This window comes from Nocardia sputorum (assembly GCF_027924405.1).
Lineage (GTDB): Bacteria > Actinomycetota > Actinomycetes > Mycobacteriales > Mycobacteriaceae > Nocardia > Nocardia sputorum.
Window position 1 is genome coordinate 5,878,026 of sequence record NZ_AP026978.1, and the last position, 17,563, is coordinate 5,895,588.

The following is a 17,563-nucleotide window of genomic DNA, read 5'->3' on the forward strand; positions in this document are numbered from 1 at the left end:
CCATCCCGGCCGAACACCGCAACGAGTACGCCCAACAGGCAGCCGTAGCAATTCTGCTGGCCACCCGGAACTTCGTCCCACCTGGCAGCTTCTTTCCAGCCGCCTTGATGGCCGCTCATTACTCCGTTATCCGGACGCGCCTGGAGTTGCGCTATCCGGGCATGAAGCCGCAAGCGCAAAGCATTCTCGCGAAGGTGGACAAATACATTCGCGCGAATCGCGTCGGTACCGCCAATCCCGACATTGCCGAGATCAGCTCGGCACTGAATCTCACCCGCGAGGAGGTGATCACCGCCCTTCCGCTCCTCCGACAGATATCGAAGGATGCTCCGGTCGAGGGCAGGTCCGGACCGGGCGATATAAATCAGACGGATGAGCCTCAGTTCACCGATGTGGAATTCGCCGACAAGTTCGACCGAGCATTGTCGGGCATGGAGAATCCCGGCCTGGCCAAACGAATTGTGCACCTGGTCCGCTCGGCCGATTTGTCGACCGATCAGGCTGCCGCCAAGTTGGGGATAACAACGCAGCTCGTCGATCAATACCTTGCCGAGGCGGAGGAGAGGATCCGAGCGGCATTCGCCGACGAATTCGGTATGGCTGACGAGCCGGACGGCCCGAGCAGTCCCGAGCCACCGTCGACAGTCGCCGCGACGGCCGCCCCAAGGGCACCGTCGCCGACGGCGGAAAGCAATCCCTTGGGCCGGGCGAGAGTGTGGAAGTCCGGTCCGACCACCGTGTGGAAGAATTATTCCGCCGCTGCCCTGCCCGAATCCCGTGCACTGAGCACCACTTCGGATGCGGAACGCGGCGTGAAACAGGCGATTGCCGGAGATCTCTACGCTACCTACGGCATCGAGGTGCTGGGCCTGGAGAAACTTTCCGTCGATATGGCGATGTCGGTTCGGAAAGCGATATTCGACGAGTTGGAGGAAGCCGACGCCATCTGCCCCGACGCGGTGGTGGTCCTGCCTCTGGAGAGTGATACGTTCGCTGCCGCTGGGCGGATTTTCGGTGACGAACCAGAGAACTATGTGTTGCTCAACGAAACCTACTTCGGGAATCCGGAATATATTCGAGAGCTGTTCGAACGAAATTACCGATCCGGCCGACTCAACGCGCCGACCGGAGACCCGGTCTACGATATCGTCCGGCACGAGCTCGCGCACTTACGGGCGCCGAAAGACACTCCGCGGGAGGACGGAAACTTCCGGTACGAGCACCTCGCGGAGCGGCGGCAGGCAGGCGCCCTGCCTGGGGATTCCCGCTTCGACCGGAGGCATGACTACACCGACTGGTTGGACGCGAAGGCATTCGGGTTTCTGTATCAGCATTTCATCGAGTTCCGGAGGGCCGGTGCGCTACCGCCGCTGACCCGATTCGACGATTGGTTGGGACAGCTCAATGGCTACAGCCGCGTCGTACAGACGCGGCGCGATGGAGACCGGCTGTTCGCGGCATTCGACCTCTGGTTGAACGAATTCGAGAGTCGAGCGGCTTTCGATGAATGGCTACGACAGTCCGGACTCTCCCGGAGCGACGATGGCGGGGCTGCCCGCGCGCGGCGACGGACCTATCAGCATCCATGGGATGCGGACACCGACGGCACGGGTTGGGTCGATCTGAAATCCGTATACGACACCTGGCTCGGCCAGCTCGACAGCGATACCCGTAGCCGAATCTTGGCGGGTGAGGACTATGGACAACAACCCACCCAGCTGAACCTGGGCACGGTAGACCTCGGCCTGGGCGGGAACGCGGTTTTCAACCCGACGGAAGCCCTGGCCGAGGCCAACAACGCATTCGGCAAGAGCGCGCCGAAGGATTTCACACATCCGGTCTACGTATTGCAGGCACTCCTGCGGGGCATCCCGCTGGCACAGGTCTGGCGGGAGGTGCGGATTCGCACCGACCGGGCGAACGACCGCGAGCCGGTCCCCGCGGCATCCGGCTTCCACCCGAGCACGTCACCGGATGGCGTGTTGGCGCGGTTGGCGCGGAAATGGCGCGATATGCGTCCCGATGAGCAAAGGGCCCTCGAAGCCGCGGACACGCTTATGGTGGTTACCGGACGCGACGGCCGGAAGCTCTGCGCGTTCGATGAGCTGGCCCGGCTCGTGGAACGTCAACACGCCGAAAGGTACGGTGCCACCCCTCGCAGCCATGAAACGGCCGCTGTCGAGCCGCTGCCGGGATTCGCGGAGTGGGAGCAACCGCCCACCGGCGAGCTGGGGCAATGGACTCACCATATTTCCTTCCTGGCCGGGCAGCGGGCCGACCTCCTGAAGGACGTCAGACGGCTGCTGGTACAGACCGACGGCCTGGCCGAGCTCCTCGGCCTCGGCGCCTGGGCCGCAACCGGAGCCGGCCAGGCCTATCTGGACGTGGCCGACTTGTTCACCCGGATTCAAGATGCGCAGTCCCGTCCGGGAATCGACAGCGAAAGGGCGGCCGGGCTGCAGACGCTGCTCGACCATCTCGAGGCGGTCGAGCAACGATGCGAGAGTCTCGACACCGATTTGATCCTCGCACGCGCACAAGCGGAGCAGCTGGCGGTCCGCGAGGTCGCGGCCGCCCGGGGCGGTCTACAGTTCGGTCCGCGTGGGCGGATCATCGACGGAGTCCGGCTGGAGGTGTTCGAAGCCCCCTACCAACCCGTCTCCTTGAACGAGGAATTGGGGGACGAACTGCGGCAGCAGGGAATCCCGATGATCACCCGGCAGGTGCGGGTGGACCCGACCGGCAGGATCCTGGTCGAGGAGCTCCCGGAAGCGGTACGTGCGGCGACCACGCGGCGCCAGGATCGGCTGTGGCAGCTGAGCACCGCCGAACCGGCCGTGGTGCCGCCGGGGGTGCAGCCCGCTCGGGGTGCGCGGATCGCCGCCGTACAGGACAAGCTCGCGCGCACGGCCGCGGTCCGGGCGCGAGTGTTCCCCACGCCGGTCGACCCGAACCGGATGACGCCCGCCGACGAATCCAGGCAGCGAAAGCTGCTCGCACGCATGGAGATGCTCACCGAGGAGCTGCGAAACCTCCTGGTGCAGGCCACGGCCGACGCGGTGGAGCCAGGCGATCGAATCCCATCGCCACAGTTGCTCGGTCGGCGCGATGCCGTCGTGGCCGCGCGCGAACGTGCGCGAGCCGCACGAGACCGGTGGCGCGACGAACGCGACCGGCTGGCCGCTCTGATCGACTCCGCCACCGACGAGTCGAAATCGGGAATCCACGCGGCGCACGTTTCCGCCACGGGCAACACCGCGCGATTCACGCGGGAGTTCCACCGGCTGAGCGAGGAATCGGCACGGCTCACGCGGCTCGTCTTCGCCGCCGCCGACGCGGATTCACCGACACAGGATGGCCGAGAGTCGGCCCAGGGCGTGCTGCGCGCCGATGCGAAAGCACAGAGTCTGGTAGACGCCGCGCGGACGCCCGACCTGCTGCGGGTACTTCGTGAACTGCTCTTGGACCGTCTACGGGAGAAAGCCGGGCAACTGCGGTCAGCCGTGACGCCCACTCCGGAGCTGCGCGAGACAACCACCGAGCTGGTGGAGGCGTTGGAAGATGTCAACGCCCACCAAGACGCGCTGTCGCCTGACAGGGACCCGGCACCCGTCGACGCCTCCGATTTCGGAGCGGTTCAGCCCGATCCGCGCAACGGTGCCGCGCCATCTGCCGCCTCGAGCAGGCTGCACAGAAGCGCTGCGCGCCCGTCCGGCACACCGAGCGAGCCACCGAACAACCCGCAGGCATCTTCGACCGACCGTACAGATGAATCCGTCTCCGGCGCACGGATGCCGGAGGCCGACGAAAGCGCTGCGGCGGCCACGCATACCCCCGCAGATGTCGTTGCGGCCCTGGAGAACAGCCTGCCTGGCGCGGTCAAGCAGGTGCTCGACCAGATCGATGTCGAGCTGCGCTCCATGACCGATGTCGAGCGCCGCGACGCCGCAACCCGAGCCGACCTCACCCGTCTTCCCGGCTGGGTGGTCGACCGCCTCGCCCATGAAGCCAAGGCTCAGGAGCTCGCCCTCGACACAACGAGCCCCGAGCAGCGCGCCGAATGGCAGAGCCGGGCAGAACGACTCGACCACGAACTCGCTCACATCCTCGGCCTGCCACAGCCGGGTACCGGATGGACCGACCGCATCAGCAGCGACCCGCTGCACCACCTCCGCGCGCTCACGCGCCGCCCGGACGCTCCCGCCGAACTCCGTCACCTGGTCGACACAGCCACCCGTTGCCTGAATCTGCAGGACATCGCCGCAGCTGTCGAACCGCTGCACGGGGCGCTGGCCGACTGGCCCATCGCCGAACACATCGACCGGGCCGCCGCCATCGCCTGGGAACTCGCGTTGCAAGCCCGCGCCGACGGCGGCGGGACACCCGAAATCTCCGCTGCCATCCACGGACAACCAGGTCGACGCTGGATCGAGATCCACGTCGGCGACGACAGCCGCACCTTGCCGGCGCGCGAGAGCGATGACCGCTCCGGGTGGCGCGCCGTCGACCTCCTCGACGCACACACCGAAACCTGGGGATGGGTGCTCCCCCGCAACAGCGGAAAACGAGTCTGGTTCAAGTTTTTCGAAACCGCCGACACCAGCGACCCCTCCCAACCACCCCACGACCTCATCCTCGACCTGCGCATACCGCAGGACTCCTTGCAACAGGGCCCGGGCCTCGCGCGGCGAGCAGTGCGACAGCGCTTGCGACAGGCCGGCCACCCTGATCCTTACGACCTGACCGTCCTCGTATCCGACCTCGTCCAAAACGTCTACCGCTACGCCGACCAAGGCGACGCCCGGGTACGCATCCGGCTCGACGGAAACACGATTCGCGTCGGGATCACCGATACCAGCCGTGGCCTGCCCGCACGACAAGAGGCAACCACCCAGGGCACCGTCAGCGCCGCCGCTTTCACCGATGACCAAGCCGCCGAATGGGCCGAAACCGGGATCGTCGCCGACACCCACGGTTTCTTCCTGGGCATGCTCGAAGCGATGGCCTCGGCCTGGGGTGTGATCCTGGAACGCGCCGGCGGCAAAACCATCTGGTTCGAAGTGCCGATGCCGCCACCTACGGCGCCCGGCACCAGCACCGATCAACCGCCGAACACACCCGCATCCGATCCGGACACCCCCGAATCGATCGGCATCGACCTAGGCGCCATCGACCTGACCGGACTCGGCCTTGACCTTTCGACCACCAGTTCGGACCCCGATCCCACCGACGCGAACGGTGGGACGCGGAACCGCTCCACCGCGCCCACGGACACCGACGGCCGGCGCCCACCCACGCCCGGCAACCGAATCGACCCTGTCGCACTCGCCCTCGATCCCGACGAACCGGAAACGCCCGATTCGACGGCTTCTACCCACCAGGCGCCGACCGACCTGAACGAACCCGACCCCGCGCCGCTGCCCACAATCCGGGAGCTGGTCGCGGATCCGGGAAAGCTGAAGACGTTGCGGCAGGAAGTCGACGCACTGCGGCGGCAACTCCTCGAGCTCAGCAACGGGCGCGCGGATCTGTCGAGCGCAGCAGCGGTGGACAGGTTGCTGGGGGCGCTGCTGCAACTCGAGCGAGAAGGCAAGCTGAACCCTCGCCAGGCCCGCGCACTCCCGCTGGTCGAGGAGTATCGCGAGAAGTCCGGTCTCCTCGACGACGCCGAACAAGTCCGCGGCCAACACCGGGAACACAAAGCCAATGCCGCTCGAGGGACGGATCAGCCGGAAGGCGCCAGGCCGACCACCGCCCACGGACCCGACCCCGTCGCTATCGACCTCGACTCTGACGAAAACCCACCCGCGGACCGGCAGCCCGGCAACGCGGAACTCCATGACACCCAACAGCTGGGGACACTGCGTGCCGCGGTTGCCGCGAGACTCGCGGGCACACCAGAGTTCTCGAACGATCCGGTACTGAATCGAGCGCCCGGTCTGATCGATGAATTGGTGGCCGCGCGGCGCCGGCCGGATACGCAGGTCCCGGTGGAACGGCTGCGGTTGCTGGAGCAGTTCGCGCACCAGACGTCGGCGTGGTTGGCCCGCGCGGACGAAGCCGCCGACGCAAACGCCGCCTACGAGCAGGGGCTGCGGGAAGGGACGTCGGCCGTCCTGCGGGCTCGGCAGGACGCCGCGGAGATCCGGCTCGGATCGGCTCTCGCCGCCGTCGCGGAGGTCTGGGCGCGGACCCGCCCCCGAACAGACACGCCGATCGTGACCCGGCCCGCGGACCACCTCCGGCCAGGAGAGACCGAACGGCTGCGCAAGGTTTCCGAAACGATCTTCGGGGAGATGGTGGCCGCAGGGGCAGCGGTCGATGAGGTGAGCACCAAGGACGCCCAACAGCTCGCCGAGGACACGCGGCGCTATAACACGCTGCGAGATATGTCGCAGTGGCTCGAGGAATTACTGACCTTCGCGGAGCAATGGGATACGGCCCGGATAGGCCGGGAGCGCCTCTCGTTCCTGCTCGACCACTTCCGCGCGATCTCAGAGCTGTTGGCGGCGACCGAGCTGCGTGACACTGCGGCCGCCGCCTTGGCCGGTGCGACCGATCGAGAACTACGACTCGCGCAAGCCGCCGAGACCTACGGCATGGCCGACCGCGCGGTCCGCAATATCGCGGAGATGCTGGGCGAACCGCAGCATCTGGCGACGGCCACTCCTCCGGCGGCGCAACCCGGCGCACCCGTCGTCTGGCCCGGCGCGGACGGACAACCCGACTTCATCGCACAGACCCAGCCCCGGCAGCACGATCTCACCGAGCCCGGTCCCGACGAGTCGGTGTCGCGCGATCGAACCCCCGGGGACCGCGCAGCGCAGCCCGGATCGGAACACCCACGGGGACACCATGTCGAGGAACGCCGCGGCTCCGATGAAACCGCACCGCGGCGCTATGTCGAACAGAACCTGACGGTGGAGGATCTGGGTGCGGTTGCGGCAGCGAGCGATCGGGGCCGGCACGCGCACAACGAGGACGCCTTCGCCCTGATCCGAGTGAATGTCGGTGGCGAAGAGGCCACCGCACTGATCGTGAACGACGGTCTCTCCCGGCCGAAGGGCGGTCACCGCGCCTCCGCGGCCGCCAAGGCAGCCGCCCACGATTTCGTGGTGGCGGCACTGCGGGAGGCCGACCGCGACGGCCGGATCGATCCGGTGGCCATAGTCGAGGGCGCCGTGGCCGCCGCCCAGGAGGCGGTACTCGCCTTGCCCCCGGAGTCTCCCGCAGACAAGCCGCCCGCCACCACGATCGTGGTCGCGTTGCTGGAGTCGGGACGGCTCACCGTCGACTGGGTGGGCGACAGCCGCGCGTATTGGATTCCGCTGGACGGCGGCCCGGCGATCCAGCTGACCAGGGACGACTCGAAGGTCCAGGATGTGCTGGACGTCTTCGACGACACCACTCGTGAGGAAGCCGAACACTCGCCGATCGGCGGGCCGGGTCTCACCCACAACCTGGGCCGGTCCCTGGACGGGCTGAAACCGCGCGAGAAGGCCCGAGACATACGCGGCGACGGTGTCGTCCTGGCGGTGACGGACGGTGTGTGGGAACCGATCAGCCCCGACGACCCCGAACCAGTCGCGGCCATCGTCCGGCAGTCGCTCGCCGAGGCGCCGGGCGATCTCGGCGCCGTCACGCGCGCACTGGTGCGGGCAGGCATCGAAGCGGGCACAGCCGACGACGTGACCGCCGCGGCGGGATTCCTGTCGGCCGCGAAGGTCGACACCCCCGCGAGTACCGCGACGGACCACGACGGCCCCGCGACCCCGGCCGATCGAGGCGCTGACCCCGTCGCGATCGACCTCGGTCCGGACGAAGCCGATCCCACACCGGTCGGGTCGCGACAACCCGAAACCACACCGCCGCGGAACTCGCCGGAACACACCGGGACACGGCCGGACCCACAGCACGGCACGGCCGACGAGGCGAACACCGCCGGCAGAGTCGGCACCCCGTGGGACAGCGCACCGGGGCTGCGGCAGGTTCTCGAGCAGCATGTCGCGAGCGGGCGACCGGAACTCGCGACCGCCCTGCTCCGCGAACGGTTCGAGGCCGAGATACCACGTCTCACAGCGGAGTTCGGCCAGCGGACAGCGCACGACATCGCTGACGAGGTGTGCGCTACGGCAATCGCCCGCCTCAGTCGGGCGGATCGCCGGAATATTCAGTTCTGGTTGAATGACATTGCGCGACAGACTATTTGGCATCATCGCCGTATCGCGGGGCCTTGGCGCAGCATCCGGGAGTTCGTCTCCGAATGCGCACAACTCGAGCAGACCGATCCCCTGGTCCGGGTGCTGGCCGAAGCCCGAACCACGGATGTGCGGCGTATCCTGGAGGGGTTGCCGAGGCACCGGCGTGACCGCTTGGTCCGCGCCTTCTGGCCGCCCACGGGTATGGGCACGCCACCCACCGCGCCCGACGGCACCGAATCCGATCGTGATGCGCTCTGGGTCGCAGCCCGCCAAATGGCCACAGCGGTGGCGGCCGCGGCGAACTTCCCTGCCCAGTTACCGGTTCGGGCCGCAAGCAGCACACCTCGGATCGCCCGGCCCAGCATCCCCACCGCGACGACGTCCTCGCCCTGGCTCACCAGCAGGGAACTCGAGGTGCTCAACCTGATCTACCAGGGTTTGACCCCCGCGGAGATCGGGCGACGGCTGGATGTCGACACGAAGGCGGTCACGAACTACCAGAGGAACGCGGCCAAGAAGTTCGGTACCACCGGCGCGATCCGGACGGTCCTGGCGGCCAAGCGGCAGGGGTTCGTCCACGACGGGAATCGACCACCGGCCGGTACCGTCCGCCTGTCCGGCGAGCAACGCCAACTTCTCCAGTTGATGGCCGACGGCCTCACGGATCAGGCCATCGCCGAGGTGCTGGGGGTGGCCACGCTCACCGTCAAGCGCCGCCGAGCCCGGATCGGTGCCGTACTCGGCGAGACGAAGCGAACTCCGATGCTGATGAAAGCCCTGCGGCTGGGAGCCTTCGACGAAGCCGCGAGCGAAGGCACCGCGCCGAGCGCGCCCCGCAGACCGGACACCGTCGCCATTGATCTCGGCGACCTCGACGAAGCTGCGCCGGTCACACCCCAACCGTCGCGCGCCGCTGGACCCGCGGAGCAGTCAGCGCAAGGCACCGCGACGCCCGGCGCCACCCCATGGGCTCGACCCGGACAGAGCAAGACACCGCCGGGAACCGCAGCGCTCGATGCGAGCGTTTCACGGCCCGGTCCACTGCTGCATCGAGTCGGGTGGACACCTTGGAAGGCCACAGCGTCCCGTCCCGAGGCCGCGCGGAACGCAGCCAGCACTCGCAAAGAGGTGCTCAGGCGACTCGTGCAAGGCAAGACCTATAAAGAAATCGCGGCGGAACTCGAAATAACGCCGTGGGCGGTGCAGCGGCAAGCCACGTCGCTCTACGCCGGATTCGGCATCGAGGGGCGCAACGAGCTGGAAGCAGCGATCCGAGCCCGCCACGCCGGAAACACCGACCCCCGCAATCCGGCCGCGCCGACCGAGACCACCGATCAGACACCGCAGACGGACCCAGCGCGCCGCCCCGGTGGCATCGACCCCGTAGCGATCGACCTCGGCGATGACACCGAGTCCGAGCATCCCGCACCCGCGCAGCCGAACACGCACGAAGCCCGGGACGACGCGAACATCCCCGAGCGGTGGCGCCGGGAACGTGCCTGGGATCAAGAGGTGATCACCGCGGTTCGCGCGGGCGACCTCGGCGCTTACCACCAGCTGTACGAGCGGTACTACGGATGGGGTATCGCTACCGCCATGGAGGTTCTCGGCGACCGGTCCGACGCCGAGGACGTCGTGGCCGACTGCTTCGCCGACCTGCTCGTGAGGATCCGCCGAGGTGAGGGTCCACAGGTCAGTTTCGGCGCCTACCTGCGTACGGCCGTTCGTCACCGGGCGTACACCGCCAGCGCTCGCGCCGGCCGTCAGGTCCCCACCGACGATATGGCGAAACTCGATCGAATCCAGCTGGGCGATGACCGAGCACCGGAGATCTCCGAGGACACCCCTATCGGTCTGGCATTCGAATCCATGCCGGAGGAATTTCGCACCGTGCTCTGGCTCACCGCGGTCGAAGGCTATTCCCCGGAGGAAGTAGCTGACCACTTGGGGTCTGCACGGGGTGAAGTGAAGGAGCTGATCGCTCGCGCACGTGCCGAACTGGGCCGGAAGTTCGCGGCGGAAATGCCGCAGCACGGCCCGCTGGTCAGGGCATTGGCCGCGCTCGCGGCCGACAACGAAGGCCTCACCTCGGTGCTCGCCGAGGGCGGCGAAACGCTTGCGATGGATGACGAACGCCTGGCCCCGGATGTGGCCGTGATTCGAACAGCCCAGCATGAGCGGCTCGAACTGCTCGGCAGCGTAGTTCGACGCCTTCGCCCCGGACCGCGGGAATACTTCGTCCGCTGGTTCATCGGGCAGACAGTGGCCGATATCGCGGCCGCCACGGGGCGCGAGAAGGACCTCATCCGCAAGCGGCTGCACAATGCGGTTCGCACCGTGTCGATGGCGTTGTCCCACGTCGACTCGCCCGCTCTGCGGCGCTCCGAACCGCATCCCAGCGGACTCACCGATGAGGAGATGTTGCTGCTGGTCGAGGCGGTCTGGGCGCACGACCGAGATCTGCTGGAACCGGCGACGGCGCTGGTAACCGACGCCGAGCAGGCAGTTTTCCAGCCATATTTCCGGCACGGTCGGACAGTGCCCGAAATCGCGACGGCGCTTGGCTGGCGGCCGAAGCGAGTTCGCCGCATGCTGCACCGCATCGCACGGCGCATAACCTCTACGCTCTCGCCGGAGTTCGTGGAGCGGTATCTGAGTGGCGGACCGCTCCGGCGGGCCACCCAGGCCGATGTCGCCCGGGAAACGGGAGTCAGCACGATAACTGTGAAACGAGTTCTCGCTGGGCATCCGGAGGCCGGACCGGAGACGATCGAGCGAATCCGGGCGGCCGCGCGCCGCCTCGGTGTGCGACGTGGACGGATCGGGATTGTCGCCGATGGCGACGAACAGACGTCGAATTCGCCGGTTCCCTCGGTACGCACCGATCACGATCGAGTGCCGTACCACCAGCGAGGTAGTGAGCTACAGCTCGTCCGCGCGACGTCGAAGAACGAGTTGCGGCGCCTGATCCCGTTCCTTTCCGAGGGAGACCAGAACGTCGCAACCCTGCTGCTCCTGGAGGGACTGCCCGTCTCCGTCACGGCGGAACGATTGAATCGCCCGGCAAGCTCGGTGCAACAACGCCAACATGACATCGCCGTCCTGCTGGCCGCGATGCTGTCGTCGGAGAATTGGGAACTACTGCTGGTCGAGGCGGTCCAAGCGCAGGAGCCGGTGATATTGGCTGCGTGTTTCCCACGGCTCACCCGTCTCCAGCAGCAGTATGCCGATCAGTATCTGGTACAGGGGCTTTCGACCCATGACATAGCGAGTGCCCGGGGCATCCAGCAGACGACAGTCAACAAGCTGCTGCGACGAATTGCCCACATACTGGCGGGAGAACTTCCGCCCACATTGGTGCGGCGTTATCTGCGGGCGGGCCCACTTCGTCGAGTGACGCTGATGGACATCGCCGTTCGGGCCGGAGTGACGGAGGGGACGGCACGCCGGGTACTCGCCGGCGGACACGCCGATCCGAAGACAGAGCGGCAGATTCGGACGGAGGCCGCTCGGCTCGGATGGGCGAGTAGGCGTCCCGGCGTCGTGGTGGACCATCCCGACGAGAAGTCACCGGTCCCGGCGGTCCACGAGGGCACCGCCGACTACCCGCGTCGCGGCAGGGCGTTTCGGATCATCCGATCAGCACCACCGGAAGTGCTGACGGAATGCATCGGTCAACTTCCGCCGGGACTGCAAACAGGCGGCGCCCTGTTGTACTCCGACGAGCTGACCATCGAGGAGAAGTCGAAGGCACTGGGTTTGTCCCCGGCGCGGGTCGCCGCGCTGCGGCAGGCTGCCGCGCCACGGCTGGCGACGTTGCTGTCCGCCGGCGTGTTGCTGACCGACGGCTCGGCGATGTTCCTGATCGAGGCGATCGCGGCGCACTACCCGGATGTGCTGAGGCCGTGCTACTCGCAGCTTTCACGCACCGAGTGGGAATACGCCGATCTGTATCTGGTGCAGGGGCTCTCGCAACCCGAAGTCGCTCGAGCGACGGGCCGCAGCCAGAGCACCGTCAAAGGCGCGCTGTATCGGATAGCGCACGTGTTGGCCGGGGAACTCCCACCAGAGTTGCTGTCGCGGGTGCTGAGCCGAGGCCCGCTCCGGCGAGTGACGCTCGATGATGTGGCCACTCGGGCGCAGGTAAGCAAGGCACAGGCAGATCGCGTGCTCAACGACCGCGGCGGAGCGAATCCCGAGACGACGAACCGGGTGCAGTCCGCCGCCACCGAACTCGGCTGGACGCAGCAGCGGCGCGGCATCGTGGTCGTGACCGAGACGGGTGTCGAGCCGATCGAACCAGCGAGCGTGACGCCGACGGCGCGATCCACTACCTCCGATACGCAGCCGACGTCGACCGGTAACCGCATCGACCCCGTCGCCATCGATCTCGGTGATCCGGACGAGACGGCGGGCAAGGAGCCCGCTGAGTGGTCCGCCACACCACAGCACCCGACCCGCAAACACCCGGTGGAGTTCCTCGGTCGACCCGAGGACGTCGGCGGGGACGCGGTATCGCGGTTGAGCCCGGCGGAGGTCGGTGAATGGCTGCGCGACGAACTGCGCCGACTGACGGGCAATCCCTACGTCGAGGTCCAAGAATTCGACCGGCCCGACCTTGATCCGGAGACTATCCGTGAGATCGCCCGCGCTTTGGTCGACATGGCCTCCCAGCACCCGCAGGTCGAGATCGACCGGATCGACATCGGCTGGCTCTCGTCGAAGACGGGCGCAGCGACTATGTCGAAGACCGATCCCATCACCGGTTCCGTCACAACCGAATGGATGACATTCAACGCCGACTTCGCCGCGAATCCGAACAAGCTCCATCGGTGGATTCAGGACCGAATCGCCTCTGGGATGGCGCATCCCAGCATGGCCGACCGTCCTGTGTATGCGATCGTCGTGCATGAGTACGGCCACATGCTCGACTACGCGGGACGGCGGGAGGCACGATACCGTGCCGAGGAAACGCTGTTCGATCATTACAAGGCAAATCGCCTGGGCAAGAATACTTACACGGCGTTCACGGCCTGGCTGCACCGTTACCTGACCGTCTACAGCTTCGACAAGAACGGCAATTTCAATCCGACCGAGGCGTTGGCCGAGGCCTTCGTCGATGTCGTGCTCAACGGCCGCGACCGTGTCAACGAACCGGTGGGGTTGCTCTACGACCTGCTGGTGGACTCCGTCGCTGCACACCGAACAACGGCCGACAGCGGCGAGGTGTACCACTCACCGCCCCCCGAGCCCGAGCAGGAAGTTACGCGGGTCATCGGCCAGATGCGCGACCTGGAGAGTGCGCTCGGGCAACTGGCCGACAGCGCTGGAATGATCGACCCGACCGTGCTGCTTCATATCCGTGCGGAATTGAACGTCCTCGTGGACGACCGGCTGGCAGCCCGCCCGGATGCCGCGCGCCGGCACGATCAGACAATCGCCACGCTGCGGGATGTGACCTCTCGCTCGGACCTCGCCGAGAGCGATGTCCGAAGGCTCGCCGAGATCGTCCCGATGAAACGCAGCCGAGTGTCAGGGTTGTGGGCCGGGGCGAATGATCGCTACGTCCAAGCGCTGCTTGCGGCGGCCCGTTCGCTACTCGCGGATCTCGACGCCGACCGGCCCTCGCGCGTGGCCGTGGACCTGGCTGTCAGCGAATTCTTCCAAGGCCTCCGTGCCGCGGTCGACGATGTGGCGCGGAAGTTCTACTCCGGCAGTGGCTCCGAGTGGACCGTACAACGCTTGCTCGACAACAGCCGTTCGATGCTGTCCGCTGCCGAGGCCGCTCGACGGGCCATCACCGACGCGTGGCGCCGCATCCCTGATGATCGGCTGCTGCCGCTGTTATCGGAACTCGCCCGAGGCCGGCTCAGCCGAGATGACGTCATCAATGCCGTCATCGCCAGATTCCCTGCGCCGCTGGGTGTGTCGGGCGTCGTCCGGGAAGCCGTGCACCGGGCAGAGAATGCGGTGTTGCGCAGCTACACCGAAGCCGCGGTGCGCGGGTACGTGTTCGGGGAGCAAGACGCGCGGACCATCACGGCCTTCGAAGAGGCCACAGCGAGGGTGCGCGCTGCAGTGGGTCTGTCAAAGACCGGTCGGGACCTGTCCGCCGAGGTGCGTGACGCCGTGGCGATCCGGCCGGGCTCTCCGAACACCGCACATCCGTCGAGGAACACAGGAACGACCTCGGGCAACAGCGCCGACCCCGTCGCGATCGACCTCGGCGACAGCGAGCACGAACCCGAACCACCGATCGACAATGCCGGACCCGACACGCATCGGTCCGAGCCGGGTTCGCCTGAGGATTCCGAGCCACAGCCGAGGGCGGACGGCAGCGCGACGCCGGGGCGGCCCGGCGACCTCCCACCGGAACAGCTCCGACAGCAGCTGGAACAGCTTGTCGCGCAGCGTCATGTCGAGCAGGCCGTCGCCCTGCTCCGGGAGCGCTTCGCGCACAACGTATTCCCCTGGATTCAGGCGAACCTGCGAATGCCGCGAGTAGCTCGGGAAGTCTTCGACGAGGCGTGCGCGCATGCGGTGGGACAGTTCGGCCGGATCGGGCAGCGCGACGTCGAGGAGTGGGTTGTCCTCAACGCCAGAAATATCATGGCCCAGCACCGCGAGATCGCCGAAATTTGGCGGCGCGTTCACAATTTCGTGGTCCGCGGTGCACTATTGCGCGCTTCGGATCCGCTCGCCACGGCGTTGGCCGCGGCGGATACCGTGCAGGTGCGGCAACACATGCGCGCGCTCACCCCGGCCCAGCAGCAGGAGCTACGCCGATTCGCTTCGAGGCGTTCGGGTCCCGATGCACGGTTCGTGATGCCCGGCGACCCCGCCGCCGAGCCCCTATCGCTGTGGCATGCGGTCTGCGAACTGGCCACGGCGGTTGCCGAAGAGGGCGGCGTGCAGGCGTCACTCCCGGATGCACCGAGTCCGCAGCGTGCGAAATCCATCCCCGGGCCAACCGCCGCGTCCCGGGACGAGCCTGGAAACCTTTCCCGCACACCGGATCCTCGTTCCGAGCCGACGGGCAATGCGGCTGTCCTACCGGATATCCCCGCCGAAACGACGGCCGCGGAATTGGTGGTGGCGCTGGCCCGCAACGCAAATGCCCGGCACCTGCCACCGATCGTTCGGGAGGCGCTGCAGACCGACCGGCAGGCGCTGGAGGACTGCATCGAACAACTCGCCCCGTCGCAGCGACAGATCCTCCAGCTTCGCTTCGAACTCGAGATGTCACCCGACCGGACCGCGGATTGGCTGGATCGCACTCCAGGAGCGGTCCGCACCGCCCAGCACGCCACCTTCGCTCGTCTCGCTCGTCTGCTGCAGGAGCATGCGGGCAATCAAGCCTTGTCGGTGGTCGAGGAGGCTCAGGAACACGATCTCGACGCATTCCAACGCTGTCTGACCGCCCTCGGGCCGAAGCAACATGCCGTCGTCAGGGACCGGCTCGTCCTCGGGCACACTGCCTCCGAACTAGCCGAAGCCCACGGAGAAGACCACCGCAATACGTTTTACCGTGGCATTCAACGACTTTCGTCTCTGCTGCTCGGCGACGCCCATGCGCGTCCCGGGGCAGAAGCCGATCGGGAACTGGTTCAGCAGGCCGCACAGGAAGCGTTCATACTCGCCCTTTACCGACTCACCAACGCCACGCATCGACAGACGCTGAAACTACGGTTCGTGCGCAACCTGCCGCGCGCGGAGGCGGCGGAGGAGGCCGGCGTCAGCACTCATGCGTTCGAGATGCGGGAGTCCCGCGCGATCCGCGCCGTCGCCGAACTACTGCGCCGCCCAACCACCGACACACCGGCAACGACCGAGACGCAGCCCCGCCCAACCACCGACACACCGGCAACGACCGAGACGCAGCCCCGCCCAACCACCGACACACCGGCAACGACCGAGACGCAGCCCCGCCCGGTGGCGCTATCGGATCGGGAGATCGAGATCCTCCGCATGCTACTGGCGGACATGTACTTCGGGGAGATCGCCGCGACGCTGGAGATCACTCCGGCAGCCGTCCGCACGGACGCCCAGCACATCTACCGCAAGCTTCGGGTAGGCAACCGGGCACAGCTCGCGCAGGCGGCACGGTCCGCCGGAATCGATCTCCGCTTCCCCGACGAGCAACCGGAAGCAGCCGCGAGCAAAGCACCATCCGGTGCCCGGATCGACCCCGTCGCCATCGACCTCGATCCCGATGAACCGGGCGCATCCGACAACGCCGAGACCGCCCGTCCGGCTGACACATCCCGCGAGGGCAGCGCCGCTCGCTCGCTCGAGCCGCCACGACACGAACCCCCACCCGAGCCGGCTGGCGCGGTCGTCGTCCACGGTGTAGATGAATTCGACGAGCTTGCCGATCTGGAGCCGGGACGGCCTGACGGCGAGATGTCCGGCGTCGTCTTCGCGGTCGGTGCGGACACCACCGTATCGACGACACTCGTCGCGCAGGCGGGCACCGACCACCGTCCCCGAACTTCGCTGTCGCTGCATACGGTCGAAACACCCGCATGGCACGACGAGGTGGAAGAAGCCCTGCACCTGCCTTACCTCCAGGTGCGAGTCGGAGACGTGACGGCGGAATGCCGGATCAGATACGTCGTCCACGACAACGGGTTCATCGACGCCTACGTCATGTACAACCACCCGGCTCTGCCAGGCAACGCCTTCCGTCTGATCCGCGCCACGATCGACGCCGCACTCCTCGAGCGCAGCTCCGGCGCCGCGGTGTTGGTCGTCGAAAGCTTCGAGGGGGATGCCGAGACGCCCCCGACCTCTGCCTCGCGGATGACGTCGCCGCAGGCGTACTGGCGGCCGACCGGCACAGGCTGGCAAGCCGACATGCATATCGGCCAATCCCGATTCTCGGACGCCGCTCGGATGCGTAGCACCGAGCCCACGGTGGATTGGTTGGTCGACCGATTGAGCGAATTCGGATGGGGAACCGCCGTAGACATTTCACGTGTGGCAGTCGCACTCCGCACGGTAGTTGCCGAGCCGCTGCAGCACAGCCGCGCCGAGATACAGATCGCCGTAACAGTTTCCGGACCGGCCGATCCGGTGCGGGTGGAAGTCACCGACAATGCCGTCCCGGACCGTGATCTGACGGAATCGATCGACGTCGACGACAGCGGCACATACGCTGTCGACGCCACGGCGCGGCGCGTCACATGGTTCGAGGTTCGAATCGCACCCCGCCGATAGCCCCTGCCGTCGCACCCCGCGACCAGCACATCGGCCGCGCAGCCCCCGTCGTCATCGACCTCGGCCCGCCTGGGACATCAGGCAGATGTCGGCAACTGGCGAGACCGATGACGTGCAGTATGCGATCCGCCGACCCGAACGGG

Annotated in this window: 1 protein-coding gene (running past one end of the window); it reads left to right on the top strand. The window is 67.2% G+C overall.

What is annotated here, in order from left to right:
• Positions 1–17,420, top strand: the 3' portion of a protein-coding gene (locus QMG86_RS26540) for a sigma-70 family RNA polymerase sigma factor (protein ID WP_281875377.1). The gene continues 16,363 nt to the left of window position 1, outside the view; the window shows 17,420 of its 33,783 coding nt (coding positions 16,364–33,783); the start codon falls outside the window, past its left edge; the stop codon is at positions 17,418–17,420.
• Positions 17,421–17,563: the final 143 nt, after the last annotated feature.